This is a genomic window from Rhizobium terricola (assembly GCF_012927355.1).
GTDB classification, from domain to species: Bacteria; Pseudomonadota; Alphaproteobacteria; order Rhizobiales; family Rhizobiaceae; genus Allorhizobium; species Allorhizobium terricola.
Window position 1 is genome coordinate 149,040 of sequence record NZ_JABBGK010000004.1, and the last position, 24,322, is coordinate 173,361.

Sequence of the window (24,322 nt, forward strand, 5' to 3'; positions counted from 1 at the left end):
CGCGTCGGGACCTCATTCTGCCGTGCGGTTGGTCTTCCGGACGATGGTGGCGATGTCGACGCCGAGCTCCTTGGCGGCGGCTCGCTTGGATCCGAGACGGTCGAGCGCCTCGTTGATGATCCGTTCTTCGAAGGCGCGCGCCATTTCCTTGAGTGTCCGGCCACCGGGTTCGATCTCCGGCGCAGCCCCCTCGTCACTGATCTGCGGACGGACCGGCGCCTGAGACGGCTCGATCGCCGTTCCCTGGTGCCGGGAGAACGACGGCGGCAGATGCTCCGGCCCCGCGAGATCGCTCGCAACGATGTCCAGATAGTCGACCACGCTCTTCATCTCGCGCAGGTTTCCCGGAAACGAATGACGCATCAGGATCGCCCGGCAAGCGGCGGTGAGCTTCAGCGGCGCCCCACGCTCCTGGCTTGCCCGCTCCAGCATCATGTCGAGGATGTCGGCCTTGTCGGAGCGATTGCGCAGCAGCGGGATTTCGACCGGAAAGGTCGACAGGCGATAGAGCAGGTCCTTGCGGAACCCTCCCTGCCGCGTCATCTCGGTGAGGTCGCGATTGGTTGCGGTGATGACCCGGGTGTCGATCTTCTTCGAGACGGAGGATCCCACCGGCTGGATGGTCCCATCCTCCAGGAATTTCAGGAGTTTCGGCTGGGACGACAGCGGGATTTCGCCGATTTCGTCGAGAAACAGCGTGCCGCCGGCCGCACTTTCGATATAGCCGCGCTTGCCCGCCTGCAGCGCGCCGGTGAAGGCGCCCCGCTCGTAGCCGAACATTTCGGACTCGAACAGCGTCTCGGGAATGGAGCCGCAATTGACATGCACGAAGGGTCGCCCGCGGTCACCGCCCGTCAGGTGGATGTGGCGGGCGATCGCCGTCTTGCCGACGCCGGATTCGCCGAGCAGAAGAACGCGAAAATTGCGCGCATAGGCCCGCACCGCCTGTTCAACCTGGGTCTTCAATCCATCGGGGAAGACAAGCCGCGCGCTTTCCTTCTGGTCACCCGCCGAGATCGACCGCCCGGCAACCCCGCGTTTGGCGCGGTCCTGGTTTTCCGGGTCGCGGAGAAAGTAGACGGTGAACCCGCTGGCGGACCCGGCAACCACGAGCACGCGGCGGCTCGCCTGATAGACCTTGCCGGAGATTTTCGCCCGCACCAGACCTTGGGTGTGCCCACGTTGGGCGGAGGCGAGAAAATCGTCCATGTCGAAATCGGAAAACCGGAGGAAGGTCGACAACGCCTGGCTCTCGAAGGGCGAGGACAGCCGCGCCGCCCGTTCCGCAGCGGTGTTCAAAAAGACCACGACCTCATCGGGGTCGACGATCATCAGGCCGTCCGGAAGCAGATTGGCGAAGGCCCGAAACTGCGGCGACTGAAAGTTCTGCTCCCAGGCCTCGCGGCTGAGCGCCTCCGCCCCCCGGACGCCTAGATAGAACTGCGGTATGTCGCCCGGTGTCATCATCTCTTACGGCCGCTTTGGCTGGCGGGATGCGCGTTTCGGCACATGTGGCTCCCGCTCACGAACAGTTATAATCGTCCAGGTCTCGCCGTCCATGCCGCTGATCTTGCGGATATGGACATCGAGCAGGACCGAGGGCCCCGGTCCGCCGGGATTGGTGAAAAGCGACCAGCCGGAAGCGCGCCGCCGGGTGCGCACGAATGCGAGAAGCTGCGTCTCGACGGTTCTGCTGCCGGAAAAGGCCGTGGCATAAGCCTTGTTGCGGTTAAGCACCCTGCCCTCGGCATCGAGCACAATGACCGGATCGGGCATGCCGTCGAGGGCACGGATGGCAAGTTTCAGCGCATTTGCCTTCTCGTCGTCGGCATGGCGCTGCTCGGTGACATCGCGGCAATTGCCCCACAGCCGCAGGAGGAAGCCGTCGACGATGTCGGCCCGCACGTCGTTGAGGATATATTGCAGCGTGCCGTCATGGCGTCTGTCGACGCTGAGCGCATCATCGATCGCGTAGTTGGAGTTTATGATTTCCTCGACGAACTTCTCGTTGGCGGCACTCCGCGGCCAGTAGAGACGGACATCCTGTTCGTTGAAGTCGACCGATTCCGGCAACTGGTAGATCCGCGACATGGCCGGGTTGCACATCCGCCAGACGGACTGGTTCTCGAACACCTGCCGGATCACTTCGCTCTTCGGCAAGGTGGTGTCGACAGGCTCGAGGAAGACGATCCCCCAATGCGCCTCGTTCGAAGTCGCGAGCATGGCTTGCAGCGTCCGGAAATCGTCTTCCATCTGCCGATAACGCGTGCCGACTGGACCATAGTCCATCTTGGCAAGCCGGAGACAGATCTCTCCGTTGAAACGCACGAAGCGAGCTCGCGCGAGTGTCCGGATCGGCCGTCCGCCGCGCGCAAGCAAGGTGAGTTCCATGGTCGCGCCATGTTCGGAACGTGTCCGGTTGCGCAGGATCTGCTGGATCTGCGCAAAGCAATCCGGCGCATAGAAGGCCGCGGCGTCATAGCCGACAATCTCGTGGTCATAGGTGCCGAGCAGTTCGGCCTGCGCTTCGTTGAACCACAGCACGCGCCCATCCCGGGAAATCACGTCGATCAAGAGATCGTCTTCAGGCGACAGGCCGCTTTCGGCGGCTGCCTGATCCGGCAGATCTCCCTCCATCATCGCCATTCTATGCGACCTTTCTTACTCAGGCGTCGGATGCCTCGGCATCCTGCCGCTTCGTCCATACTCTCCGGCATTCCGGCGCGAACCGGAACCCGCCCCGTCTCAAAGCAGGCCCGTTCCCACAATGAAATTTCCGATCATCCGTTCGCAGCCGGGGATGAAGCTGTATCGTGACGCCTGCGCCGGATCGATTTCCGCCCAACAGGTCGCCATCCGGTCACAGGTAGTTTCCGGATGGAATTGCACCGAGACCCAGTTGCCGCCGTGATCCAGCGCAGCCGCGGGAAGCGTCGGACGAGTCGCGAGCACGACCGTTCCATTCGGCACCTCGACGACCCGGTCGAAATTGCCGAAGAAGAAGGGGGACGTCTCGTCGAAGCCGTCGAGCAGGTAGTGGTCGCGCCCCTGGTCGGTGAAGCTGAGCGGCAGGCTACCAACCTCCGGTCCGCTCGGGTTCTTCTCCACCCGGCCGCCGAGAACGGTCGTCATCAACTGGTGGCCCCCGCAGATGCCCATCAGAGGCTTGCCGGTCGCCCGCCAGCGCGTCAGCCAGTCGGCGATTTCTGCCTGCCAGCAATAATTGTCAGAGACGGATGCGAAGCTGCCTCCGAGGATCACGCCGTCGACGGCATCGAGATCGGCCGGCAACGGCTCGCCTTCATGCGCCTTGATGCCGATATAGTCGAGCCGGTCCAGGGCGCCGATATGATCGAGCAAGGCCTCGACCGCGATGGTCTCGTCGTCACCGCCGTGAATCCGACGCCAGGTGGACTTGTTGTAGCTCCCGGGTTCGGCAAGCTGCGAAATGAAGGCTAGCGTTTTTCTCGACATGGTGTTCCGTCTGCTGAATGACCCGCACATGACCGACCCGCAAGACAGGGCGGCTCTTTAGTGAATTTAGCAAAATCCATGCCACGAAAATAACCGAGCATTTTCAATCGGATTCGGTTCAGCAAGCGGGAATTGATGCGCACTTGCATAGGTCGCCGTCATTTTTGCAGCGGCCGCCCGCACCTTGCGAGACCCAGGCGCATTGGCCTGTGGGCACTCCAACAGAACGGCCGATCAGCGCCCCATCCGACAGCGATTTCCGCACCCCAAGGACCGCTTCACCACACCTCGTCGCCGATGCTGCGTGATTGCAGAAAAGTCTCCGCAAAAACGCAGCGCAGTTGTCCACATCAGCGAGCTGCGCCAACAGTCGATTTTTTTCATAAGCAAAATCAACACATTGAAAATTTCGGTGTGGCTGGCACGGCTTTTGCTGCGGACAGGGAAAACGCAAAAATGCGAGGGAACCATGATCGCAGATGAATTGATCGATATCGGCAGCTTACCTTTCCTCGACATGAGCGACCCGAATTTCTCGATTCGGTCGCAACAGGTCGATGATGCGCGTGAACAGAACTGGTGCGCGCGGACCAACTACGGTCTGGCCGTTCTGCGCTATGACGAAGTGCACAAGCTCATGCGCGATGCGCGCCTCAGGCAGGGGAGCTATGCCTGGCCCAAGCTGAACGGCGTGTCCGGTCATTTCGCCGGCTGGTGGGAGCGCATGCTGCTGAGCCAGGAAGGACCGAACCACGCCCGCCTGCGCCGCCTCGCCAATCCGGCCTTCTCGCCGAAGCTGGTCATCAGCCTTCGCCCGGAGTTCGCCAAACTTGCCAATGAACTGATCGACAACTTCATCGAGAAGGGCAGTTGCGAGTTCATGGCGGATTTCGCCGAACCCTATGCGACGCGGGTCATTTGCATGCTTCTCGGCCTGCCCCACGAAAAGTGGCGCGAACTCGCGGACCTCGCCGCCGACATGGGCCTGGCGCTCGGCGTGACCTTCAAGCAGGACCTCGAAACAGTCGACGCGGCAACGGTGAAGCTGTTCGACTACGTCATGACGCTGGTCGACGAACTGCGTCAGCAGGAACTCGGCGAAGATTTCCTGTCGATGCTGGTGAAGACCAACCTGCAGAGCGACGAGGCGCTGTCGGAACGCGAACTCTACGACCTGATCATGCTCGCCATCTTCGGTGGCATCGACACCACGCGCAACCAGATCGGCCTTGCGATGGAGGTGTTCATGCGCAATCCCGGTCAATGGACGTTGCTTGGTGACAAGCCGGAGCTCGGCAAATCCGCGGTCGAGGAAGTCATGCGCATCCGGCCGACCATCACCTGGGTGACGCGCGAGGCCGTGGAGGACTTCGTCTACCAGGGGCTCGAGATCAAGCGCGGCACCACGATCCACTTGTTCGGCCAGTCGGCAGCGTCCGATCCGCGCGCCTATGCCGACCCTTCCTTCGACATCACCGCCGAGCGTAAACCGCATTTCGGCTTTGGCGGCGGCGCGCATTTCTGCCTCGGCCATTTCATCGCCCGTGGCGACATGACGGAAGCGCTGGCGATCCTCGCCCACCGGGTTCGCAATCCCCGCATCGAAGGAGAGGCCCGCTTCCTGCCCGACAGCGGCAATACCGGCCCTATCGTCCTGCCGATTGCGTTCGACCGGGGCGAGCGCAAGACGTTTATCCCGCCGAGCGCCGAGGAGGCAGTAAGGCCGGCCGCAGCGCCCGGCGCCGAGACCGACCAGGCCCTGTCGCTCACCATCCTCTACGGCACCCAGACGGGCAATGCCGAGCAGATGGCAAGCGACATAGCCGGGATCGCCCGTAGCCGGGGATTTCAACCGCGTGTGGCGCCCCTCGACAGCATCGAAATGGACGAGCTGGCTGGACTGAAGCGCCTGCTGATCGTGACATCGACCTATGGCCAGGGTGAAATGCCGGACACCGCGCGCGGTTTCTGGGATGCGCTCTGCGGCGAGGATGCGCTCGACCTTGGCGGCCTCTCCTATTCGCTGATGGCCATGGGGGATTCCGGCTACGAGACCTTCTGCGCGGCAGGCCGTGACATCGACGAGCGGCTGCAGGCCCTCGGCGCACGGTCGATCGAGCCCCGGGTGGATTGCGATACCAACTATGCGGCAACCGCCTTTGCCTGGGTGGATCGTGCGCTTGCCGCGGCAAGCGGCGTTGAGGGCGAAGATGCCGAGATCGCTCTTGGCGGCATGCCATCGGAGTCTGCGGTGCGTTCCAGGTGGAGCCGGCGCAACCCTTATGCCTCCCGCATGGCGGTCAATCGCCGACTGTCGCGCGAAGGCTCGGCCAAGGACACCCGCCATATCGAGTTCGACCTCGGCGACAGCGGCCTCACTTATGAAGCCGGCGACTGCATCGGCGTCATTCCGCAGAACGACAAGGGCCTCGTAGATGCGATGATGAGCCATTTCGGCGCCTGCGCCCATGTGTCCGTCGCAGGCTACGACAAGCCGCTCGGCGCGCTGCTGACCGAAACGCTGGAGATCAGCACCCCGTCGCGCGACCTGGTCGGAGAAGTCGCCCGGCTCTCCGGCGATGCCGAACTCAAACACATCCTGGACAACGGCGATCGCCAGTCGCTCGATGCCTGGCTCTGGGGCCGGGACATTCTCGACCTCCTCGGCATGATGCCGAAGGACGCGATGGGGCTTTCCGATTTCGTCGGCCTGCTGAAGCCTCTGCAACATCGCGCCTATTCGATCGCATCGAGCCCGAAGGAACACCCGGGCAGCATCCACCTGACGGTCGGTACCATTCGTTACCGGAGCCATGGCCGGATGAGGCAGGGCGTTGCCTCGACCTATCTCGCCGACCGTGTCGCCGAAGGCGCCACGGTACCGATCTTCCCGTCGCCGAACCGCGCCTTCCGCGTGCCGGAGGACGATGACGCCCCCATGATCATGATCGGGCCTGGCACCGGGGTTGCCCCCTTCCGCGCCTTCCTGCAGGAGCGGCGTGCCCGTGGCGCGGGCGGCCGGAACTGGCTCTTCTTCGGTGATCAGCACCGCAGTCGGGACTTCCTCTATGAGGACGAATTTGTCGCCATGCAGGCCGGAGGGCTGCTGAACCGCCTCGATCTCGCCTTCTCGCGTGATCAGGCGGAAAAGGTCTATGTCCAGCACAGGATGCGCGAAAACGCCCGCGAGCTCTTCGCCTGGCTCGAAGAGGGCGCCCATCTCTACGTCTGCGGCGATGCCACGCATATGGCGGCCGACGTCGAGCAGGCCCTTGTCGAGATAGTCGCTGCCGAAGGCGGCATGTCGGCCGATGGGGCCGAGGCCTATCTCGAACGCCTGCGCAAGGAAAAGCGCTACCTCCGCGACATCTACTGACCCCAGTTCCGACCTTCCCCAACCTTCATGGGCGGCCGCTGGCCGCCCCGAACCGGAGAGAACGCATGACGACCATCGATCAACTTGGCGCGCAGCTCGAACGGGACGGTATCGACATCCTTCATGTCGGACTGTTCGACTATGCCAGCGTCTTTCGCGAGCGGCGCCTGAAGCGTGAGCAGTTTCTTGCCTGGGCCCGCGACCCGCGCTTTTCCAACACGCTTCCCCATTGGGACTCCGCCGACAGCCTGTTCGGCGGCGGCCCCTTCCTCACCGAGACCCTGACGCTCGACGCAGATTCGCTCCGCCCCTATGCCTTCGAACCGAAGGCAGCCGCCATCGTCGCCGACTATGCCGGACCGAATCGGGACCTGATGCCGCGGGCTGTCCTTGCCCGCCAGATCGAACGGGCTGAAAGTCTGGGCCTAGAGGTCCGGGCCGCCTTCGAGTTCGAGGTCATATTCCTCAAGGAAAACGCGGCGAGCCTGCGTGACAGCGGTTTCTCCGCCATGCACACCTTCATGCCCGAGAACAAATGCTGGTCGGGCCAGACGGCGGCCGACCAGGCCGAGTTCGTGGCGGGTCTCGAAAAGGCGATCGTCGACCACGGCGTCTCGCTCTTTGCGGTCGCCGGCGAGCTGGGACCGGGCTGCTTCGAGGCAACGCTTGCCGCCGAGACACCGATGAAAGCCGCGGACGATGCGGCATTCTTCCGCCAGGCGGCGCGAGCCTATGCCCGCCGGCAGGACATGACGGCGAGCTTCATGGCACATATGGGCGGCGCGTTCCCGGGTATCGGCGGCCATGTCACGCTGTCGCTCCGGGACAAGAAGACCGGCCGGAACATCTTCGCCGATCCGTCGGCCACGACGAACCAGGCTGCGAAGCACTTCATCGGCGGCATGGCGAAACTGGTCCCCGAGGCATTCGCGCTCTGCGCTCATACGGTCAACGCCTATCGCCGTTTCGCGCCGGGGTCCTGGGCTCCAAAATCGGTCAGCTGGGCCGAATACACCTTCACCACCGCAGTGCGTTCCGTTCCGTCCGCGGAAGACAATGCGCGTCTCGAGTTTCGCCTGCCGGGTGCCGACTGCAATCCGCATCTGACGCTTGCACTGATGCTGGCCGGCGGCCTCGAGGGCATCGAACAGCAGATCGCGCCGCCCGAGGCGACCCCGTTCGGCGGTCCCGACGACATCCCGCCCGGTGCGACGCGCCTGCCGCGCGACCTCAAGGACGCCGCCGAGCGGCTGCGGGCCAGCGAAAGCGCCGCACGCCATTTCGGCGAGGCGTTCACCACCCATTTCGCCAAGGCCTGCGAGATCGAGCATGCAGCTCTCGCCCGCGCCGTCAGCGCCTTCGAGCTCGCCCGCTACCTCGAAGGCTGAAACCACCCCAACCCCCAAATCAAGAACCACAAAGAGGAGAACGCCACATGGCAAGACACGAAGACAGCGACCTGTTCCGCGAGCTTAACGATCCACTGCGCAAGGAACGCGTCGCGCGGGTGAGCGAGAAGATCAAGAAACTCGGCGTCGAATACATCTACTATCAGTATGTCTCGATCACCGGCCGCGTGCTCGGCAAGGCCGTGCCGGCCCGCCACTGGGAATACAATGCCCGCAAGGGCGTCCAGACCTGGATGGGCGGCGTCACCAATGTCTCGACCGACATGAACGGCACGTTGTTCGGCTTTTCGGCAAATGACGGCGAAACGGTCGCCCTGCCCGACCCGGAAACCTTCTGCCAGCTGCCCTGGGACAAGTCGGTGGCCCGCGTCTTCTGCACGCTCTTCTACGGCCTCGAAGACGCAAAGAACCCGGGCGGCTACTTCGAATGCGATACGCGTGGCAACCTGAAGCGCTTCGACCGGGAATTCCGTGAGAAGCACAACGGGCTCCACCTGCGCGTCGGCATGGAACCGGAAATGCTGTGGCTGAAGAAGAACCCCGATGGTTCCGCCACCCCCTATTCCGGGATCACCGAGCCCTATGCCTACCATATCGGCCAGTTCGAAAGCGCCCGCCACATCTGGAAACAGGTCTATGAATACTCCCATGCCATGGGCCTCGACATGATCCAGGGCGACGTCGAGGACGCACCCGGCCTGCTCGAACTGAACTTCGCCTTCGACGATGCGCTGAAGACCTGCGACCGCCTCACCACCTATCGGCAGATCTGCAACGAGGTGGCGCGCCAGAACGACCTCATCGCCTGCTTCATGGCGAAGCCCATGATGGGTGTGCCGGCCAACGGCTGCCATCACAACTGCTCGATATGGACTGGCGGCTCCGCCGAGCTTCAGCGGCTGGTTCCGGGCGAACTGCCGGGCATGGAGGAACTGTTCACCTACACCAAGGGCGGCGTGAACGAGTTCGAAAACAAGGAGGGTGGCTGGCTGCCGACCGAAATCGGTCACCACGCGCTCGGCGGCGCCTTGAAGCATATCGGTGCGCTCACCGCGATTGGCGCCTCGACCGTCAACTCCTACCGGCGCTTTGCCGATATCGGCCTCTGGGCTCCGATCGGCGCAAATTGGGGTCTCCAGAACCGCTCCTGCACGATCCGCATCTCGGCGCCCGACCGCTTCGAGTTCCGCGCCGTCGACGCCATGGTCAACCAGCACCTGTTCTGCGCGGCACTCATCAAAGCTCTCGACGACGGGATCTCGAACAAGGTCGACCCTGGCGCACCCGAGGATCGCAATGTGGTCGAGGTGATGAAGGCCGGCGGCCATGTCGACCTGATCCCGCTCAACCTGCACGAAGCGCTGGAAGCACTGAAGAAGGATGATCTGGTACTGGAAGCCATGCCCGGCAGGCTTTATGAACTCTATGACATGATGAAGCGCGACGACTGGAAGCGCTTCCTCAAGGAAGTCACCAACTGGGATCTCGAGCGCTACATGGACTATCTGCCCTGAGCGGTTGCCACCAAGACATTACGGGCGGCGCGACGCGCCGTCCACCTCATCATTTCCGACCTCTGACTGGAGTTTTACATGTCCCACAATCTGAAATTCTTCATTGACGGCGCCTGGGTCGATCCGGCCGTCCCTGCGACGCTGGATGTCATCAATCCCGCGACGGAAGAGGCCTACACGCAGATTTCCGTCGGTTCGAAGGCCGATGTCGACAAGGCCGTAGCGGCTGCGAAGAAGGCCTTCGTGACGTTCTCCAAGACTTCGGTCGCCGAGCGTCTGGCGCTCCTGAAAAAGATCCTCGAAGTCTACAACGCCCGTTTCGAGGACATCGCCGTCGCCGTATCCAACGAAATGGGGGCGCCTCTTTCGTTTGCCCGTGACGCCCAGGCCTGGGCCGGCCGTGCCCACATGGAATCGACCATCGAGGCACTGGAGAACTACGAATTCAGCGAGAAGCGCGGCTCGACTACGGTCGTCAAGGAGCCGATCGGCGTCTGCGCGCTCATCACCCCATGGAACTGGCCGCTCAACCAGATCGTCTGCAAGGTCGCACCGGCGATTGCCGCTGGCTGCACGGTCGTGCTGAAGCCGTCCGAAATCGCTCCGATGTCCGGCATCGTCTGGGCCGAAGTCATGGAAGAGGCCGGCGTGCCGAAGGGCGTGTTCAACCTCGTCAACGGCACCGGCCCTGATGTCGGCCAGGTGATGGCCGGCCATCCGGACGTCGACATGGTCTCGTTCACCGGCTCCACCCGCGCCGGCATCATCGTCGCCAAGACCGCTGCCGATACAGTCAAGCGCGTCGCGCAGGAACTCGGCGGCAAGTCGGCCAACATCGTGCTGCCTGACGCCGACCTCGAAACCGCCGTCACCAAGGGTGTGCAGGGTTGCTTCGGCAATTCCGGCCAGTCCTGCGACGCGCCGACCCGCATGCTGGTCCCGGCCCATCGCCACGACGAAGCGCTGACGATCGCCAAGGCCGCAGCCGAAGCCCACAAGGTCGGCAGCCCGACCGCCGACGACACCGATCTCGGCCCGGTCGTCAGCCAGCTGCAGTTCGACAAGATCCAGCGGCTCATCGAGGCCGGCATCAAGGAAGGTGCTACCCTAGTCACCGGCGGCCTCGGCCGGCCGGAGGGACTGAACCGCGGCTACTACGTTCGTCCGACCATCTTTGGCAACGTGACCAACGACATGACCATTGCCCGCGAGGAAATCTTCGGGCCGGTTCTCTCGATCCTGCCCTACAAGACCGAAGAGGAAGCGATCGCGATCGCCAACGACACGGTCTATGGTCTTGCCGCCTACATCCAGTCGCAGGACCTCGAACACGCCCGCGCCGTGGCCCGCGAGATGCGCGCCGGCTCGGTATACCTGAACTATCCGGACTGGGACACGCGCGCCCCCTTCGGCGGCTACAAGCAGTCCGGTAACGGACGTGAATACGCCGATTTCGGCATCCACGACTTCCTCGAAATCAAGGGCATTGTCGGCTACGGCGACTGATCAAGCCTGCGATTGAAAAATCCGATGGACCAAAGAAAGCGGCGCCCGGAGCAATCCGGGCGCCGCTTCAAATTTAGGGTTTCGGCAGGTGCGACCCATGTCTCACCCTTCACGACTTCCCTACGCTTTGATCCTTTCCATCGCCGGATCGAAGAGCGGCCCGAGATGGATCTTTGCCGGGGTCTTCTCCATGGCAACGACAAGTTCGTAAGCGCCGTCGAGCAGGTAGTCGTCGCTCACCCCTTCGGCATTGCGGACATAGCCGTAGCCGATGTTCTTGCCGATGGTATAGCCGAAGCCGCCGCTCGTCAGGTAACCGACGGGCTCCCCGTTGCGCAGGATCGTCTCGCGTCCCACCAGCACGATGTCGGGATTGTCGACGGTGAAGCCGGCCAGCCGCTTCTTGAGCGGAGCGTCCTGCAGCCCCTCCAGGGTTCGGCGACCGTTGAAGTCGGTATTCTTGCGCAGCTTGACCGCCCAGCCGAGCCCCGCCTCGAAAGGCGTATCATTGGGCGTGATGTCGGAACCCCAGGCCCGATAGCCTTTCTCTAGGCGAAGCGATTCCAGTGCCCGGTAGCCGATCGGCCGGATCCCGTGGACCTTGCCGGCCTCCATCAGTGCGTCGAAGACCTCGCCGATCGCACCGATCGGCACATGCAGTTCCCACCCCAGTTCGCCGACATAGGTGACACGCAGCGCCCTGACGGCATGGCCGGCGATCGCAATTTCCCGCGCGTGACCGAACGGAAATGCGGCATTCGACACGTCGGAATCGGTCACCGCGGCAAGCACGTCGCGCGCCTTGGGGCCCATAAGCGAAAGTGTGCCCCAGTCTTCCGTCACGTCGGTGAAGGTCACATCCATTCCGGCCGGGATATGGTCGTCGATCCAGCCGAAGTCATGCGTCCGGAAGCCGGTACCGGTGACGATGTAGAACTTGTCCTCGCCGAACCGGGCGACCGTCAGATCGGCCTCGATGCCGCCACGCGTGTTGAGAAGCTGCGTGTAGGTCAGCCGCCCGACAGGTTTCGACACGTCGTTGGCGCAGATCCAGTCCAGCGCCTTGGCGGCATCCGGACCAGAAACCTCGTATTTTGCGAAGGACGACTGGTCGAACACGCCGACGGCTTCGCGCACATGGGCATGCTCTTCGCCCACCGCGAAAAACCAGTTCTGCCGCCCCATGGAATAGACGTCCTTCGTCTCCGATCCCGCCGGCGCGAACCAGTTCGGCCGCTCCCAACCGAGCTTCGAGCCGAACACCGCGCCGTGCGTCTTCAACCGCTCGTAAAGCGGCGAGACCAGGCGCGGCCGGCCACTCTCGTATTCCTCATGGGGAAATCCGATGGTGTAGTGCTTGCCATAGGCTTCGAGCGTGCGGTCGAGAACCCATTGGCGATCGCGGTGCATGCCGGCAAAGCGGCGAATGTCGACGACCCAGAGGTCGAGCGGCGCCTCGCCGTCCACGACCCACTGGGCAAGCACCCAGCCCGCACCGCCGCCCGAGGCGATGCCGAAGGCGTTGAAGCCGGCGCCGACGAACATGTTCTTGCATTCGGGCGCCACGCCCAGAATGAAGTTACCGTCCGGCGTAAAACTCTCCGGCCCGTTGATCATCTGCTTGACCCCGACCTTTTCGAGCGCCGGAACGCGCTCGATCGCCTGGGTCATGTGCTGCTCGAAATGGTCGAAATCGTCGTCGAACAGGCGGAACGCCCACTCGTTCGGAACATCCCCGGTCGTCCACGGCTGCGGATTGGGTTCATAGCCCCCCATCACCAAGCCACCCACCTCTTCCTTGAAGTAGGTCAGGCGGTCCGGATCGCGGATGGTCGGCGCGTCGGTCGACAGCCCATCGATCTTCTCGGTGATGATGTATTGGTGCTTGACCGGCTGGAGCGGCACGTTGATGCCCGCCATGTCGCCGACCTGCCGGGCCCACTGGCCCGCGCAATTGACCACCTTTTCGCAGGCGATGTCGCCGAGCGTCGTCTTCACCTTGAGAATGCGGCCATCCTTCATCTCGAAGCCGGTCACCCGGACATTCTCGACGATCTTCGCCCCGTGCATGCGCGCGCCCCTGGCGAGCGACTGTGTGATGTCGGACGGGCTCGCCTGGCCGTCGGTCGGAAGCCAGCTTGCACCGACGAGGTCATCGACATTCATCAGCGGCCACATGCGCTTGACCTCTTCCGGCGAGACGAGGTGCATTTCCATGCCGAAGCTCCCGGCCGTCGTCGCAAGGCGGCGGAATTCGGTCCAGCGATCCTGGTTGGTGGCAAGGCGCAGGCAGCCCGTCATCTTCCACCCGGTTGCCAGTCCCGTCTCGGCTTCAAGGCCCTTGTACAGGTCGACCGAATACTTCAGCACCCGGGTGATCGACGCAGAGGAACGAAGCTGGCCGACGAGACCCGCCGCATGCCAGGTCGAGCCCGAGGTCAGCGTGCCCTGCTCCAGCAGGATGACATCCGCCTTGTGGTCGCGGACGAGATGATAGGCGGTCGAGCAACCGATGATGCCGCCGCCGATGACGACGATCTGGGCATGGGATGGCAATGTCATGACGAGTGTTTCCCGTAGTTTGTCCGGTAATGTTCAAGGGCCGCGTCGAGGCGGGTAAGGTTTTCGGTGGTGTAGGCGACATAGTCCGCGCCTGGCGCCGACAGATGCAGCTCGGAGACCATGCTCCACATGGCCTCGCGCAACAGTGAGGCACATTGCATCGCGGCGAACGACCGGCGCACCGCCTGGTCTGGCGGCCCCTCGAAATAGGTCGTCAGGAAGTCTTCAGACTGGTCGGCATCGAAGCCGGCATTGGACGTGACGCCAGCAAGGTCGAACATCGCGGTCGAGAAGCCGGCATATTCGAAGTCGATCAGCCAGAGCCGTTTGCCGTCGTCAAGAAAGTTGGCGGGCAGCAGATCGTTGTGTCCGAAGACGATCGGCAACGGCATCTGCGCGGCCTCGAGTTCTTCCGCGAGCGCGAGATAGCCCGGCAGATGCTCGACCATCCGGCTGCCGCCCAGTTCCAGGGTGCGGGCATAGTCGCGAATGACATGGAAGGCCCAGAACATGAAACCGGCGCCGCTGAGGTGGCGCGCCATTTCCCGGTGGAAGCGCCGGACGAGTTCGGCGATCCGGCTGCGGTTTGCCACGACATCCTCTGCCGCATAGGTCTTCGCCCCGAGGAATTCTGTGACCATGACGCCCGTTTCGGCATATTCGACGCGCGGAGCAAACCCCGCCTCATGGGCGGCCCGCGCGGTCATCAGTTCGCGATCGCGGAACACGTGGTGAAACGGATAGTCCTTGCCGAAGCGCACGACGTGACGGCCGGCGGCGTCGGTGACGACGAAGCTCTCGTTGCTGATGCCGCCTTTCAGGGGCGCGATCTCGATCCGTCCATTCCAGCAGGGCAGTCGATGGATACGGTCGTGCGTGGCGCCCATTGCCTTCCCGGCATCGATGATCATGATGCCGAACCGTCAGAAAATGTGGTTTCTTGTGAGAATTCCCGATTGCGGCTTACCTGAATGGATGGAGCAGGATCCGAATTCGCTGCGAACATGCGAACATGGCTTTGCATTCGAGTTCTCCCAGTAGAGCCCATTGAGCGATAATGCTGGCACCACACCCGAACGCCGTTCCCCGTACTTTTCATATCTTGTGACGAGGGTGTGTCAGCGCAATGTCATGCGAGCAACGGGAAATTGTCAATCCGGATTTGTGGTTTTTTGTGTTTTTATGACCGATTATGCGGCACCTCATTGCCGAGTGCTCGAAGCTTCGTTATGACCTTGGATGTCAACCGTCGGACGAGGCCCCCATGAACCAGTCAAAACGGCACCGGGACATTCTCCGGCTCCTGGAATTGGACGGCACGCTGGCGATCGCCGACCTCGCGCGACACCTGAACGTCTCGCTCGAAACCGTACGCCGCGACATCAAGCCGCTCGCCACCCAGGGCGCCGTCGTCAAGTTGCATGGGGCAATCTGCCTGCCTTCGGCCGTGGGCGAGGCACCGTTCGAAAAACGCATGCGGGAAAACAGCGAGGCCAAGAAGGCGATAGCGGCGGCCGTCGCCGCGACCATCCGCGACGGTGACTCGATCATGCTCGACACCGGCACCACGACGAGCTTCCTCGCCCGCGAACTGCTAGGGCACCGCCGACTGACCGTCGTGACCAACTCCTCCGACATTGCCCGCACGCTGGCGACCGTCAACGACAACAAGGTCTACATGGCAGGCGGCGAACTGCGCAGCGACAACGGCGCAGCTTTTGGGGCCTCGGCGATCGACTTCGTCAGCCGCTTCAGCGTCACCCACGCCATCATCTCCGCCGGCGCCATCGACCTGGCGACCGGGGTGATGGACTACGAGCTGGAGGAAGCGGAATTCGCCAGGGTCGTGCTCTCGCGCGGCAAGCGCGCGCTGATCGTCACCGACCACAGCAAGTTCGGTCGTCAGGGGCTCGTCAAGGTTTGCGATTTCGACGCGTTCGGTGAACTGGCGACGGACTGTCCGCCGCCCGCGGACATCGCCGACGCATTGGCCGCGAGCGGCATTGCCCTGGTCATCGCAAAGCCGGAACGAAAGCGTACTTGATCGCCGGGATCAGGCCCCTCGGGCCGCACGCAGTATCGACGCCAGGCCTTCTTCATCGAGCTTGACCGGATTGCCGCCGGCACAGGGGTCGGCGACACCCATCGCGGCAACCTTCCCGATATCGATGCCCTTGAGGCCCATGCCGGCAAGTGTCTCGGGAATGGCAAGCGTCTCACGCAGTTCGACGATCCAGTCGATCACACCAGAGGCGCTGGGTATCGGTAGATCTAGGAAACGTGCCAGGAGTTCCAGCTTGTCATCGATCACCGGCGCGTTGAATTCGAGGACATACGGCATCAGGACGGCATTCAGCAGGCCGTGATGAGCATCATTCAGGGCACCAAGCGGATGAGCGAGGGCATGGATCGCGCCCAGCCCCTTCTGCAGGGCGACGCAACCCATGCCCGACGCGACCAGCATCTGTCCCCGCGCCTCGATGTTGTCGCCTTCGGCGGTCGCGACCGGCAGCCACGTCTTGATAAGACGCAGCGCATTGAGCGCGATGCCTTCCGCCATGGGATGAAATGACGGCGCCGAATAGGCCTCTAGCGCATGGGAGAGGGCATCCATCCCGGTTGCCGCGGTGATGTGGGCCGGCAGGCCCGTCGTCAGACCCGGATCCATCAGCACCACGTCCGGCAGCATGCGGGGGTGGAAGACGATGACCTTGCGCTTTTCAGCCTCGTTGGTGATCACGGAGGAACGTCCGAGTTCCGAGCCGGTTCCGGCGGTCGTGGGTATCGCGATAACCGGCAGGAGGCGCGACGTGTCGGCACGCTTCCAGTTGTCGCCGATGTCCTCCAGGTCCCACATCGGAATGGTCTGGCGGGACATCAGCGCAATCGCCTTCGCGGCGTCGAGGGCGCTGCCGCCGCCGATGGCGATGACGAGGTCATGACCACCGTCGCTGAGGGCCGCGATCCCGTCGGCCACATTGCCGCCGGTGGGATTGGGCTTGACGTTGAAGAAGAGGCCGGCCTCCAGCCCGCCCGACCGCAAGACCTCCAGCACACGCTGGACCGGGAAGAGGTCCTTCAGCCCTGCGTCGGTGATTACCAGAGGCCGGCGTCCCCCGAGTTCGCGAACGATGCCAGCGAGTTCCGAGACGCGCCCGTTGCCAAACCGAACCGCAGTCGGGAAGCTCCAGTTGCTGGACACGGCCTTGGTATCGACTGACATGGAGCGTCTCCTTGCTTTCGGATGAACTCAGGATGCGGAGGCGGCGGCGCTCTGCCGTTTCAGCGCCCGGCGACGCATGAATTCGGCAAGCCCTACCAGCGCCAGCGCCGGAATGAAGTTGAGAGTGGCCAGCGCCGGGTAGATTGGTGACGACCCGACGGCGATGCCGCTGTAAACGAAGACCGGCAGCGTCCGAGCGGTTCCCGCCAGCGAATAGGACACATAGAAATTGCCCCACGACAGCAGGAAGGCGAAGGTGGCCGCCGAGAAAATGCCGGGCCAGAGCAGCGGGAAGGTCACTTCGCGAAAAACCTCCCAGCCGGTTGCGCCGGCATCACGCGCAGCGTCTTCCAGCACGTCGTCGAAGCCGTAGACCTGCACGGCGACGATCACCAGCGCAAAGGGCGTGATGTAGACGACATGCCCGATGACGACGGTGACGAGCCCCGTCGAAAAGCCGAGCCAGTTCCCAAGCACCGAGAACCACAGCAGCATCACCACCCCGAGAAGCAGTTGCGGGAAGAGCAGCGGAGCGAAGGTGACGGCACGGAACGCATTCTGGAACCGGAAGCGGAACCGGATCCAGGCGATCGCCCCCGCTGTTCCGAGCAGTGTCGCGAAGACGGTCGATATCGCCGCGACCATCGCCGAGTTGATGACTGCAGGAAGGAAGTCCGGTTTGCGGACCAGTTCGCCATACCACTCGAGAGAAAAACCCTCGATCGGAAAGGTCAGTACCCGGCTCGACGTGAAGGAGAAGGCGACCAGGGTTACGATCGGAGCGTAGAAGAAGGCGATAAGAAGCACGACACTGCCGACGAGCATGGTATCGACGAATGCGTTCTTGAAGCGTTGCGGCATCATGCGGCTACCCTCGCCGGCTCTGCCCTGCGGCGCGTCGCGAGCGCTCCGGCAAGCGCCAGCGTCACGGCACCGATGACGATCAGCACGATGGTCAACGCGGCTCCGAGTGGCCAGTTGACGCGCGTCTCGAAGCTCTGCCGGATGAGTTCGGAGGCAAGCGGCGAAGTGCCACCGCCCAACACCTTGGGCTCGAGGAAGGCACCGAGACTGAGAACGAAGACCAGCACGGCGCCGGAATAAAGCCCTGGACGGGAAAGCGGCAGCGTGACTTCGAAGAAGGTACGGATGCGCGAGGCCCCCGCGTCATAGGCCGCCAGCATCAGGTCGCGATCGATCCGCACCAGGGACAGGTAGATCGTGAACATCGGATAGACGACGAGATTGTAGACCATGCCGATCATCGCGCCTGTCGGCGTGAACAGCAGGTTGAGCGCTTCGGGGCCAAGGCCGAGATGGGAGAGGAGCCAGTTCGCGACCCCGTTCTTGTCCAGCACGAGGATCCAGCCGAAGGTCTTCAGCACGGCATCGGTCAGAAAGGCAAAGACGATCAGGATCTGGATCTGCGCATTGTAGGTCTTGAGCCTCGTCGCCAGCGCATAAGCCGTCGGGAAGGCGATCAGGACCGAGAGCACCACGCAGATCAGCGCCATCGTCACAGTGCGCAGCATGATCGTCCAGTAATGCGGCTTGGAGAACACCTCGGTCCAAATCTTCAGGTCCCAGGTCCACTGGAGGCGATAATACTGCGTCGTCTGGAAAGTCAGCACCGCCGTCATTGCCAGCGGCACGACGAAGAAGACGAACATGGCGACCGCGAGCGGCGCGACCGCCGCGATCAGGACAGGATCATTCCATGTCTTCGCCTGCGTCTTCATGATCACTCCGACAACAGGAAGGCGCGGGACGGATCGAAGCCGATCCGGACCTTGTCGCCGACATTGGCCGGCAGGTGGATGGAGCCAGGCAGATCCATCACGACGGGGGCCTCCAGACCTGCGACACGGACCCGGTACTGGGTCGAGGACCCCTTGATGAAATATTCCTCGACCTCGCCGTCCAAAAGCCAGAAGCCGGCCGGAGCCTCACCCGTTACGAAACCGATCGTCTCGGGACGAACCAGAAGGGCCGTGTTCTGGTCGATGAGCGACGATGAGACGTTGGCTGCAGAAAGCGGCGCGGGCTCGCCGACGGCAAGTGGTGAACGGACGATCGCGCTGCCATCCGGCGCGCGCACCGCAGCCACCGGCAGGAAATTGGTCTCGCCGATGAAACCCGCCACGAACATGTTGGCCGGGCGATAATAGATGTCGGACGGCGTGCCGATCTGCACGACGTTACCGCTGCGCATGACGCAGATGCGATCGGCCAGCATCATCGCCTCTTCGAGGTCGTGCGTGACGAGCACGAAGCTCGTGCCGATCTCGCGGTGCAGCTTCTTGAGCTCCGCCTGCAGGGACTTCTTGAGCTTGGCATCGAGTGCGCTCATCGGCTCGTCGAGCAGGAGCACGCTCGGCTGCGAAACCAGCGCACGCGCCAGGGCGACGCGCTGCTGCTCGCCGCCGGAAAGCTGGGCGGGATAGCGGTTCAGGTATTCGGGCTTCAGGTGCATCAGCTCGAGCATGCCGGCGACACGGGCCGCCATTTCCGCCTTGCCGACCTTCTGCAGCTTCAGTGGAAAACCGATATTCTCGCCGACTGTCTTGTGGGGAAAGAGCGCGAGCTTTTGGAACACCATGCGGGTCGGGCGGCTCGCCGCGGGAACGCCCTGCATGTCCTTGCCCTGGATCTCGAGGCGACCGCCGGTCGCCTCCTCGAAGCCCGCAAGGATCTTCAGAAGGGTGGTCTTGCCGCAACCCGACGGACCGACAAGCGCGACGAACTCCCCCGCCCCGACCTTGAGGGAAACGCCATGCAACGCACGCGCCGAACCGTAATCCTTGATGATATCGGACGCATCGATAATCGGAGTAGCCAATGCCTGCTTCCCAACCCTCTTGAAATCTTGATCGACGGCATCCCGCCCCGAACAGGGGGCGGGATGCCTTGAAGGAACATGCCGGCTCAGCGAGCGGCGAGCTCTTCCTGCCAGATGGCCAGCATGTCGTCGATATTGGGCGCGACCGTGTGGAACTGGCTGTTGTCCCAGGCCGTCCACATGTAATCCATCTGGAGAGCCTTCTTCTCGGCGTCGGAGAACAGTGCTTCCGCCTTCTGATTCGGCACCAGATTGCAGGTCGCTTCGGTGATCGCGAGCTGCTTGGCCACTTCCGGCGAGACGATGTACTTGAGGAAGTCAGCGGCGATCTGCGAGTTCTTGCCGTTGTCGACGAGACCGGTGGCCTCCATCCAGATGATGCCCTGCTTCAGGCCGCCCTTCGGCTCGGGCACGATCGACTGGATGTAGTCGTGGCCCTTGAGGCGCAGCGACGAGGTGCAATAGGTACCGCCGCCGATCAGCGCCCGGAACGAACCGTCGATCAGCCCCTTCTGCGCGACCGCGAGGTCGGCGACGATGGCGCGGGTGTTCTTGAAGGCGGCGCGGAGCACCTTGCGCACTTCGCCGAGGGCTGCCTCGTCGAGCTCCTCATACGGGTTGACCCCGGCATAGAGCGCGAGCGGCATGATCGGCCAGTCACCCCAGTCGAGCAGGCAGATCTTGTCCTTGTAGGCGCTGTCGAAGACGGGAGCATAGCTGGACCAGGCCTCGAGCTTGTCGAACTTGGTGTTGACGGTCGGGCCGACCCAGCCCCAGCGCGTCGGCAGGCCGGTCGCCTTGCCTTCGAACTGCAGCGGCTGGAACGGCGCACGAAACTGCGGGTAGAACTCGGCATACTGCTCGGCGAAATCGTTGTCGTCGAGGAAGCGGCAGAAGCCGGCCGGCCCCATGCGCTGGATCCACGGGCTGTCCGACGAGACCAAGTCGAAATCCTTCGACGCACCGGCTGCGAGCTTCGCGAAGCCGCCGGCCGAGTCCGTGATCAGATCGACGGAGACGGTGGCATCCTTCGCCTTCTGGAACGGCTCGAGAATGCTGGGGGCGTTATAGCCTTCCCAGCACATGTAGTTCAGGCTTTCTGCGGCGCTGGCGCCCCGCGGCATGCCAAGCAAGCCACCGCCGGCAGCGGCAAGGCCGAGCCCGCCCATGCCCTTGAGAACCGAACGACGGCTGACGCCGTTCGATCCCATGCTGAAGTCTGCTGTTCCCTTTTTCATTTTTGGTTCCTTCCTCTTTTCATTCCCGATGGAAGGGAAGCTCAGACGATACCGAGGTAACGCCTGATCTCCCATTCGCTAACGTGTTTTTGATATTCTGCATATTCGAAACGTCGCGCCGCCACGAAGGTGTCGACGAATTCCGCGCCGAAGAGCTCCCGCGCCACCGGACTGCGGTCGAGGCGGGTGGCCGCTTCACCGAGATCGCGCGGAAAAACTGCCTCGGGCGCAGGCGTCGACGCGTAGAAGTTTTCGGCGCTGCCTTCCGGCGGCTCGATCTCGTTGCGAATGCCGTAGAGACCGGCACCGATGCACATCGACAGCGCCAGATAGGGATTGGTATCCGCGGATGGCACCCGGAATTCGACGCGGGTCGCCTCCGGCACGTCGTTGATCACCCGCACGGCCGCCGTCCGGTTCTGCACGCCCCAGTTGGCCGAGGTCGGTGCCCATGCGCCGGGCACGAGCCGCTTGTAGGCATTGACCGTCGACGAGCACATCGCCAGCAATTCCGGCATCAGCTTGACGAGGCCGCCGATGAAATGCCGTGCGGTCCGGCTGATGCCGTCAGGCGCCGAGGGGTCGGCGAAGGCGGCATTCCCGGCCCGGTCACGCAGGGAGACGTGCAGGTGGCCGGACTGGCCGGACAACTGGGTGGAAAGCTTCGACATGAAGCTGACCGTCAGGTCGTTGAGCGAGAAATAGGCCTTGGCGAAGTTCTTGAAGAGCATCGCATCGTCGGCCGCCTTGATACCCTTGGCATAGGTCAGCGGCGCTTCGAAACATCCAGGACCAAGCTCGGTGTGAATCGCATCGAGCTTGATGTCCATCGTCCGCATGGCCTCGTCGAGCCCCTGCAGAAGATCGCCGTAGAGCGTCGTCGTCTGAAGCGAATAGGTGCGATTGCCCTGGGCGAAGTGCGTGAGGTCGCGGTAGTCCTTGGCACGCAGGCTCTCCGGCGTCTCGTCGAAGACGAAGAATTCGAACTCGAACGCGGACAGCACGTCGAACCCGAGGTCGGCCGCCTGGGAAATCAGGTCGAGGCAGAGATTGCGCGGCGAAAGCCTGCCGAATTCACCGATGAAGTCGGCAAGGCACACCGCCGCATCCGGCGCGAACGGAAACTTGCGCACAGTATCGGTGAAGATCTTGGCCGGGCGGTCGATGAAGGCCGCATCCTTGTAGGCCTTCTCCGCGATATCCCAGAAATAGAGTACTTCGCAGAACGGATAGCTGGCGGCAGCGAGCTTCTTCGCCTTGTCGGCAGACACCAGCTTGTCGCGGAATTCGCCTTCCGGGTCCACCATGCCGATATGCACCGACCGGGCGCCGATTTCCTGCAGTCTGGCTTCAAAATTCACTGTCGTATCACTTGTATTAGGCATAGCTCTCTATCTCGGTAATCAACGAAGGTTAGGCGCGCTTCCCAGGCAATAAAATATCCCGTTTGGGATAGACGCAGATGCGCAAATCTGCTCACCTGATCGCGACCTGATTGCAGGAAAGGGAAGTCTTGAGCAGGGGATTTGCGGCATGGAACAGCGCGATCGCTGACGCGATCGAGGCCTTGGGAAAGAGCGACTTTCCAAGAAGGATCGAAGCCGCGCTGAGAACCATCGTGGATTTCGACATCCTGATGGTGTTTGCCTATGCCGGGGCAGCAAAACCCGTCTGCTGCCACCACAACATTGATCAGCAACGCGCCGCGACGGTCATCGATGCCTACTCCAGAGGGCCTTATCTGCTGGATCCCTTTTTTGGCGCAGCAACCGACCCCAAGGTCACCGGCGTGAGACGGCTCCGCGACATGGCGCCGGACCAGTTCTACAGTTCGGAATACTTCCGCCAGCATTACGGTCTGACAGGAATTCGCGACGAAGTGGGCATCGTCTGCCGCCCGGTCAACTGGACGGGCCTCGTCATCAGCTTCACCCGCCCCGTCACGGCACCCGCCTTCGGCCGGCGGGATCTCACGGCAATCCGGGAAGCGGAGCCGCTCATCCGAACCCTCGCAGAACGTCACTGGGGTCACGAAAGCCCCGCACCGGCGCCTGCGGAAACTGGAAAGATGTCGCGCAACCCGATAAACGATTCGCTGAACCGCATGACGGACGGGATCCTGACGCCGCGGGAAATCGAGATCACCGCCCTGATCCTCAGGGGCCATTCCAACGTCTCGATCTCCCATCGCCTTGGCATCACCGAAGGTACGGTGAAGATCCACCGTAAGAACATCTACCAGAAGCTGGACGTGTCGAGCCAATCAGAGCTTTTTGCGATGTTCATCATGCAGTTGTCCTCGGCGTCCGAACCGGCTTGACCGATCCCACCGTGGCCTGTCAGGCAACGGCCTGCAACAACGCACCATTGGCGATCTGCCGCAGCCTGCGGCAACGCAACGCCTCGTGCATCAGCACCTCGTCGGCGAAGGCCCGTGCATTCTCCCGCGCCTTTTCCAGGTTGCTGACCCGCCCGGAAGCGAGGGTGTGCAGCGTCCCGCCGCAATCGAAGACGTCGCGGAATGCGGAACGCTCGATGATCGGTGTATCCATCACGTGAACACTCCGCTCGGCGAGGAGCGCCTTGACGGTCTGCAGCGCGCGGGTGGTCACCATCGAATTGACCCGCGTCAGCACGACCGAATACGGAATGTGAATATCGCCCTTCTCGGCGAGATACTGCATCAACTCGATGACATGGGCACCGCCCTGGGCGTCCATCGAGCAACCCTGGATCGGGATGAGGACGTGGTTCGAATAGCCGATCGCCTTGGCGAGCAAAGGCGTCCGGGCGCCCGGCAGGTCGACCAGAACATAATCGGTCTCGGCACGGGCTTCCTGGATATGCTTCTCCAGCGAGGTGGCCGTCACGTAGGGGATGACCTTGACCGCGGTCCTGTCTCCCGAATTCTGCCGCCAGCGGCTGATCCAGTATTGCGGGTCGGCATCGAGCACGGCGACCCTGAAACCCATTCTCTCGAGCTCGGTAGCCAGCAGCAGCACCGCGGTGGTCTTTCCTGCGCCGCCCTTGGTATTGGCAAAGGTGATGACGGGCATTGTCGATCCTCCGGATCTGAAAACGAATCGTAGCCCTTTGAAAATCAGGACTTTTTCCTGACCGGATGTTCGACCGTTATGGTTAACGATTTCTGAACGCGGGGCGCGAATTGTCGGCGCGCGAA

The 24,322-nt window shown here is 62.8% G+C and carries 18 protein-coding genes; 6 read left to right on the plus strand and 12 right to left on the minus strand.

Annotation, left to right across the window (positions count from 1 at the left end; all coding sequences use genetic code 11):
• Window positions 1-12 precede the first annotated feature (12 nt).
• From HHL25_RS18290 to HHL25_RS18300, 3 genes are all read right to left on the minus strand, one after another.
• The gene (locus HHL25_RS18290) at window positions 13-1,467 is read right to left on the minus strand and encodes a sigma 54-interacting transcriptional regulator (RefSeq protein WP_169594334.1); all 1,455 of its coding nucleotides are present in this window, start codon (window positions 1,465-1,467) and stop codon (window positions 13-15) included.
• A 3-nt stretch (window positions 1,468-1,470) separates the two neighbouring features.
• A complete protein-coding gene (locus HHL25_RS18295; protein WP_169594336.1) occupies window positions 1,471-2,646 on the minus strand; it encodes a PAS domain-containing protein in 1,176 nt (391 codons plus the stop codon).
• A gap of 99 nt (window positions 2,647-2,745) precedes the next feature.
• Window positions 2,746-3,474 (minus strand): type 1 glutamine amidotransferase, encoded by a 729-nt coding sequence (locus HHL25_RS18300; RefSeq protein ID WP_169594338.1) that lies wholly within the window; start codon window positions 3,472-3,474, stop codon window positions 2,746-2,748.
• 469 nt (window positions 3,475-3,943) lie between these two features.
• On the opposite strand from HHL25_RS18300, the gene HHL25_RS18305 reads away from it, so the two are divergent.
• The 4 genes from HHL25_RS18305 (at window position 3,944) to HHL25_RS18320 (ending at window position 11,279) form a co-directional block, all read left to right on the plus strand.
• The gene (locus HHL25_RS18305; RefSeq protein WP_169594341.1) at window positions 3,944-6,850 is read left to right on the plus strand and encodes a sulfite reductase subunit alpha; all 2,907 of its coding nucleotides are present in this window, start codon (window positions 3,944-3,946) and stop codon (window positions 6,848-6,850) included.
• A 65-nt stretch (window positions 6,851-6,915) separates the two neighbouring features.
• Entirely contained in the window at window positions 6,916-8,238 is a 1,323-nt protein-coding gene (locus HHL25_RS18310; protein ID WP_169594343.1) for a hypothetical protein, read from the plus strand.
• A gap of 47 nt (window positions 8,239-8,285) precedes the next feature.
• Entirely contained in the window at window positions 8,286-9,773 is a 1,488-nt protein-coding gene (locus HHL25_RS18315; protein ID WP_169594346.1) for a glutamine synthetase family protein, read from the plus strand.
• 78 nt (window positions 9,774-9,851) lie between these two features.
• Window positions 9,852-11,279 carry an aldehyde dehydrogenase family protein gene (locus HHL25_RS18320; protein WP_169594349.1) on the plus strand — a complete coding sequence of 476 codons (1,428 nt, stop codon included), beginning with the start codon at window positions 9,852-9,854 and terminating at the stop codon, window positions 11,277-11,279.
• 120 nt (window positions 11,280-11,399) lie between these two features.
• Here HHL25_RS18320 and HHL25_RS18325 read toward each other — a convergent pair whose 3' ends face one another.
• Together HHL25_RS18325 and HHL25_RS18330 are read right to left on the minus strand one after the other, a co-directional pair.
• A complete protein-coding gene (locus HHL25_RS18325) occupies window positions 11,400-13,841 on the minus strand; it encodes a GcvT family protein (RefSeq protein WP_169594351.1) in 2,442 nt (813 codons plus the stop codon).
• A complete protein-coding gene (locus HHL25_RS18330; RefSeq protein WP_246701884.1) occupies window positions 13,838-14,752 on the minus strand; it encodes a choline/ethanolamine kinase family protein in 915 nt (304 codons plus the stop codon). Before HHL25_RS18330 ends, HHL25_RS18325 begins: the two co-directional genes overlap by 4 nt.
• A gap of 353 nt (window positions 14,753-15,105) precedes the next feature.
• Between HHL25_RS18330 and HHL25_RS18335 the strand changes: the two genes are divergently transcribed.
• Window positions 15,106-15,885 (plus strand): DeoR/GlpR family DNA-binding transcription regulator, encoded by a 780-nt coding sequence (locus tag HHL25_RS18335; protein ID WP_169594354.1) that lies wholly within the window; start codon window positions 15,106-15,108, stop codon window positions 15,883-15,885.
• A 9-nt stretch (window positions 15,886-15,894) separates the two neighbouring features.
• Here the strand turns inward: HHL25_RS18335 and HHL25_RS18340 are convergent, their stop codons facing one another.
• The 6 genes from HHL25_RS18340 to HHL25_RS18365 all read right to left on the minus strand — a co-directional run bounded on the left by HHL25_RS18340 (window position 15,895) and on the right by HHL25_RS18365 (window position 22,502).
• Window positions 15,895-17,064 (minus strand): iron-containing alcohol dehydrogenase, encoded by a 1,170-nt coding sequence (locus HHL25_RS18340; protein WP_169594357.1) that lies wholly within the window; start codon window positions 17,062-17,064, stop codon window positions 15,895-15,897.
• 27 nt (window positions 17,065-17,091) lie between these two features.
• Complete coding sequence (locus HHL25_RS18345) at window positions 17,092-17,928, minus strand: ABC transporter permease (RefSeq protein WP_169594359.1); 837 nt, start codon at window positions 17,926-17,928, stop codon at window positions 17,092-17,094.
• Entirely contained in the window at window positions 17,925-18,803 is an 879-nt protein-coding gene (locus tag HHL25_RS18350) for an ABC transporter permease (RefSeq protein WP_169594361.1), read from the minus strand. The genes HHL25_RS18345 and HHL25_RS18350 overlap by 4 nt, the downstream gene beginning before the upstream one ends.
• A gap of 2 nt (window positions 18,804-18,805) precedes the next feature.
• The gene (locus HHL25_RS18355) at window positions 18,806-19,903 is read right to left on the minus strand and encodes an ABC transporter ATP-binding protein (protein ID WP_169594363.1); all 1,098 of its coding nucleotides are present in this window, start codon (window positions 19,901-19,903) and stop codon (window positions 18,806-18,808) included.
• 86 nt (window positions 19,904-19,989) lie between these two features.
• Entirely contained in the window at window positions 19,990-21,141 is a 1,152-nt protein-coding gene (locus HHL25_RS18360) for an ABC transporter substrate-binding protein (protein WP_169594365.1), read from the minus strand.
• Between the two features lie 41 nt (window positions 21,142-21,182).
• Window positions 21,183-22,502, minus strand: a complete 1,320-nt coding sequence (locus HHL25_RS18365) for a glutamine synthetase family protein (protein WP_205927918.1) — start codon at window positions 22,500-22,502, stop codon at window positions 21,183-21,185.
• 152 nt (window positions 22,503-22,654) lie between these two features.
• On the opposite strand from HHL25_RS18365, the gene HHL25_RS18370 reads away from it, so the two are divergent.
• The gene (locus tag HHL25_RS18370) at window positions 22,655-23,461 is read left to right on the plus strand and encodes a helix-turn-helix transcriptional regulator (RefSeq protein ID WP_169594370.1); all 807 of its coding nucleotides are present in this window, start codon (window positions 22,655-22,657) and stop codon (window positions 23,459-23,461) included.
• A gap of 19 nt (window positions 23,462-23,480) precedes the next feature.
• On the opposite strand, the gene HHL25_RS18375 is transcribed toward HHL25_RS18370, so the two are convergent.
• Window positions 23,481-24,197, minus strand: coding sequence for a ParA family protein (locus HHL25_RS18375; RefSeq protein ID WP_169594372.1), 717 nt, complete (start codon window positions 24,195-24,197; stop codon window positions 23,481-23,483).
• Window positions 24,198-24,322: the final 125 nt, after the last annotated feature.

Excerpts from the sequence above, each read along its gene's own strand:
- HHL25_RS18300 (WP_169594338.1), bottom strand. The coding sequence starts at position 3,474 with ATGTCGAGAAAAACGCTAGCCTTCATTTCGCAGCTTGCCGAACCCGGG.
- HHL25_RS18310 (WP_169594343.1), top strand. The coding sequence starts at position 6,916 with ATGACGACCATCGATCAACTTGGCGCGCAGCTCGAACGGGACGGTATC.
- HHL25_RS18335 (WP_169594354.1), top strand. The coding sequence starts at position 15,106 with ATGAACCAGTCAAAACGGCACCGGGACATTCTCCGGCTCCTGGAATTG.
- HHL25_RS18330 (WP_246701884.1), bottom strand. The coding sequence starts at position 14,752 with ATGATCATCGATGCCGGGAAGGCAATGGGCGCCACGCACGACCGTATC.
- HHL25_RS18295 (WP_169594336.1), bottom strand. The coding sequence starts at position 2,646 with ATGGCGATGATGGAGGGAGATCTGCCGGATCAGGCAGCCGCCGAAAGC.
- HHL25_RS18290 (WP_169594334.1), bottom strand. The coding sequence starts at position 1,467 with ATGATGACACCGGGCGACATACCGCAGTTCTATCTAGGCGTCCGGGGG.
- HHL25_RS18340 (WP_169594357.1), bottom strand. The coding sequence starts at position 17,064 with ATGTCAGTCGATACCAAGGCCGTGTCCAGCAACTGGAGCTTCCCGACT.
- HHL25_RS18325 (WP_169594351.1), bottom strand. The coding sequence starts at position 13,841 with ATGACATTGCCATCCCATGCCCAGATCGTCGTCATCGGCGGCGGCATC.
- HHL25_RS18360 (WP_169594365.1), bottom strand. The coding sequence starts at position 21,141 with ATGAAAAAGGGAACAGCAGACTTCAGCATGGGATCGAACGGCGTCAGC.
- HHL25_RS18375 (WP_169594372.1), bottom strand. The coding sequence starts at position 24,197 with ATGCCCGTCATCACCTTTGCCAATACCAAGGGCGGCGCAGGAAAGACC.
- HHL25_RS18320 (WP_169594349.1), top strand. The coding sequence starts at position 9,852 with ATGTCCCACAATCTGAAATTCTTCATTGACGGCGCCTGGGTCGATCCG.
- HHL25_RS18305 (WP_169594341.1), top strand. The coding sequence starts at position 3,944 with ATGATCGCAGATGAATTGATCGATATCGGCAGCTTACCTTTCCTCGAC.
- HHL25_RS18345 (WP_169594359.1), bottom strand. The coding sequence starts at position 17,928 with ATGATGCCGCAACGCTTCAAGAACGCATTCGTCGATACCATGCTCGTC.
- HHL25_RS18315 (WP_169594346.1), top strand. The coding sequence starts at position 8,286 with ATGGCAAGACACGAAGACAGCGACCTGTTCCGCGAGCTTAACGATCCA.
- HHL25_RS18350 (WP_169594361.1), bottom strand. The coding sequence starts at position 18,803 with ATGAAGACGCAGGCGAAGACATGGAATGATCCTGTCCTGATCGCGGCG.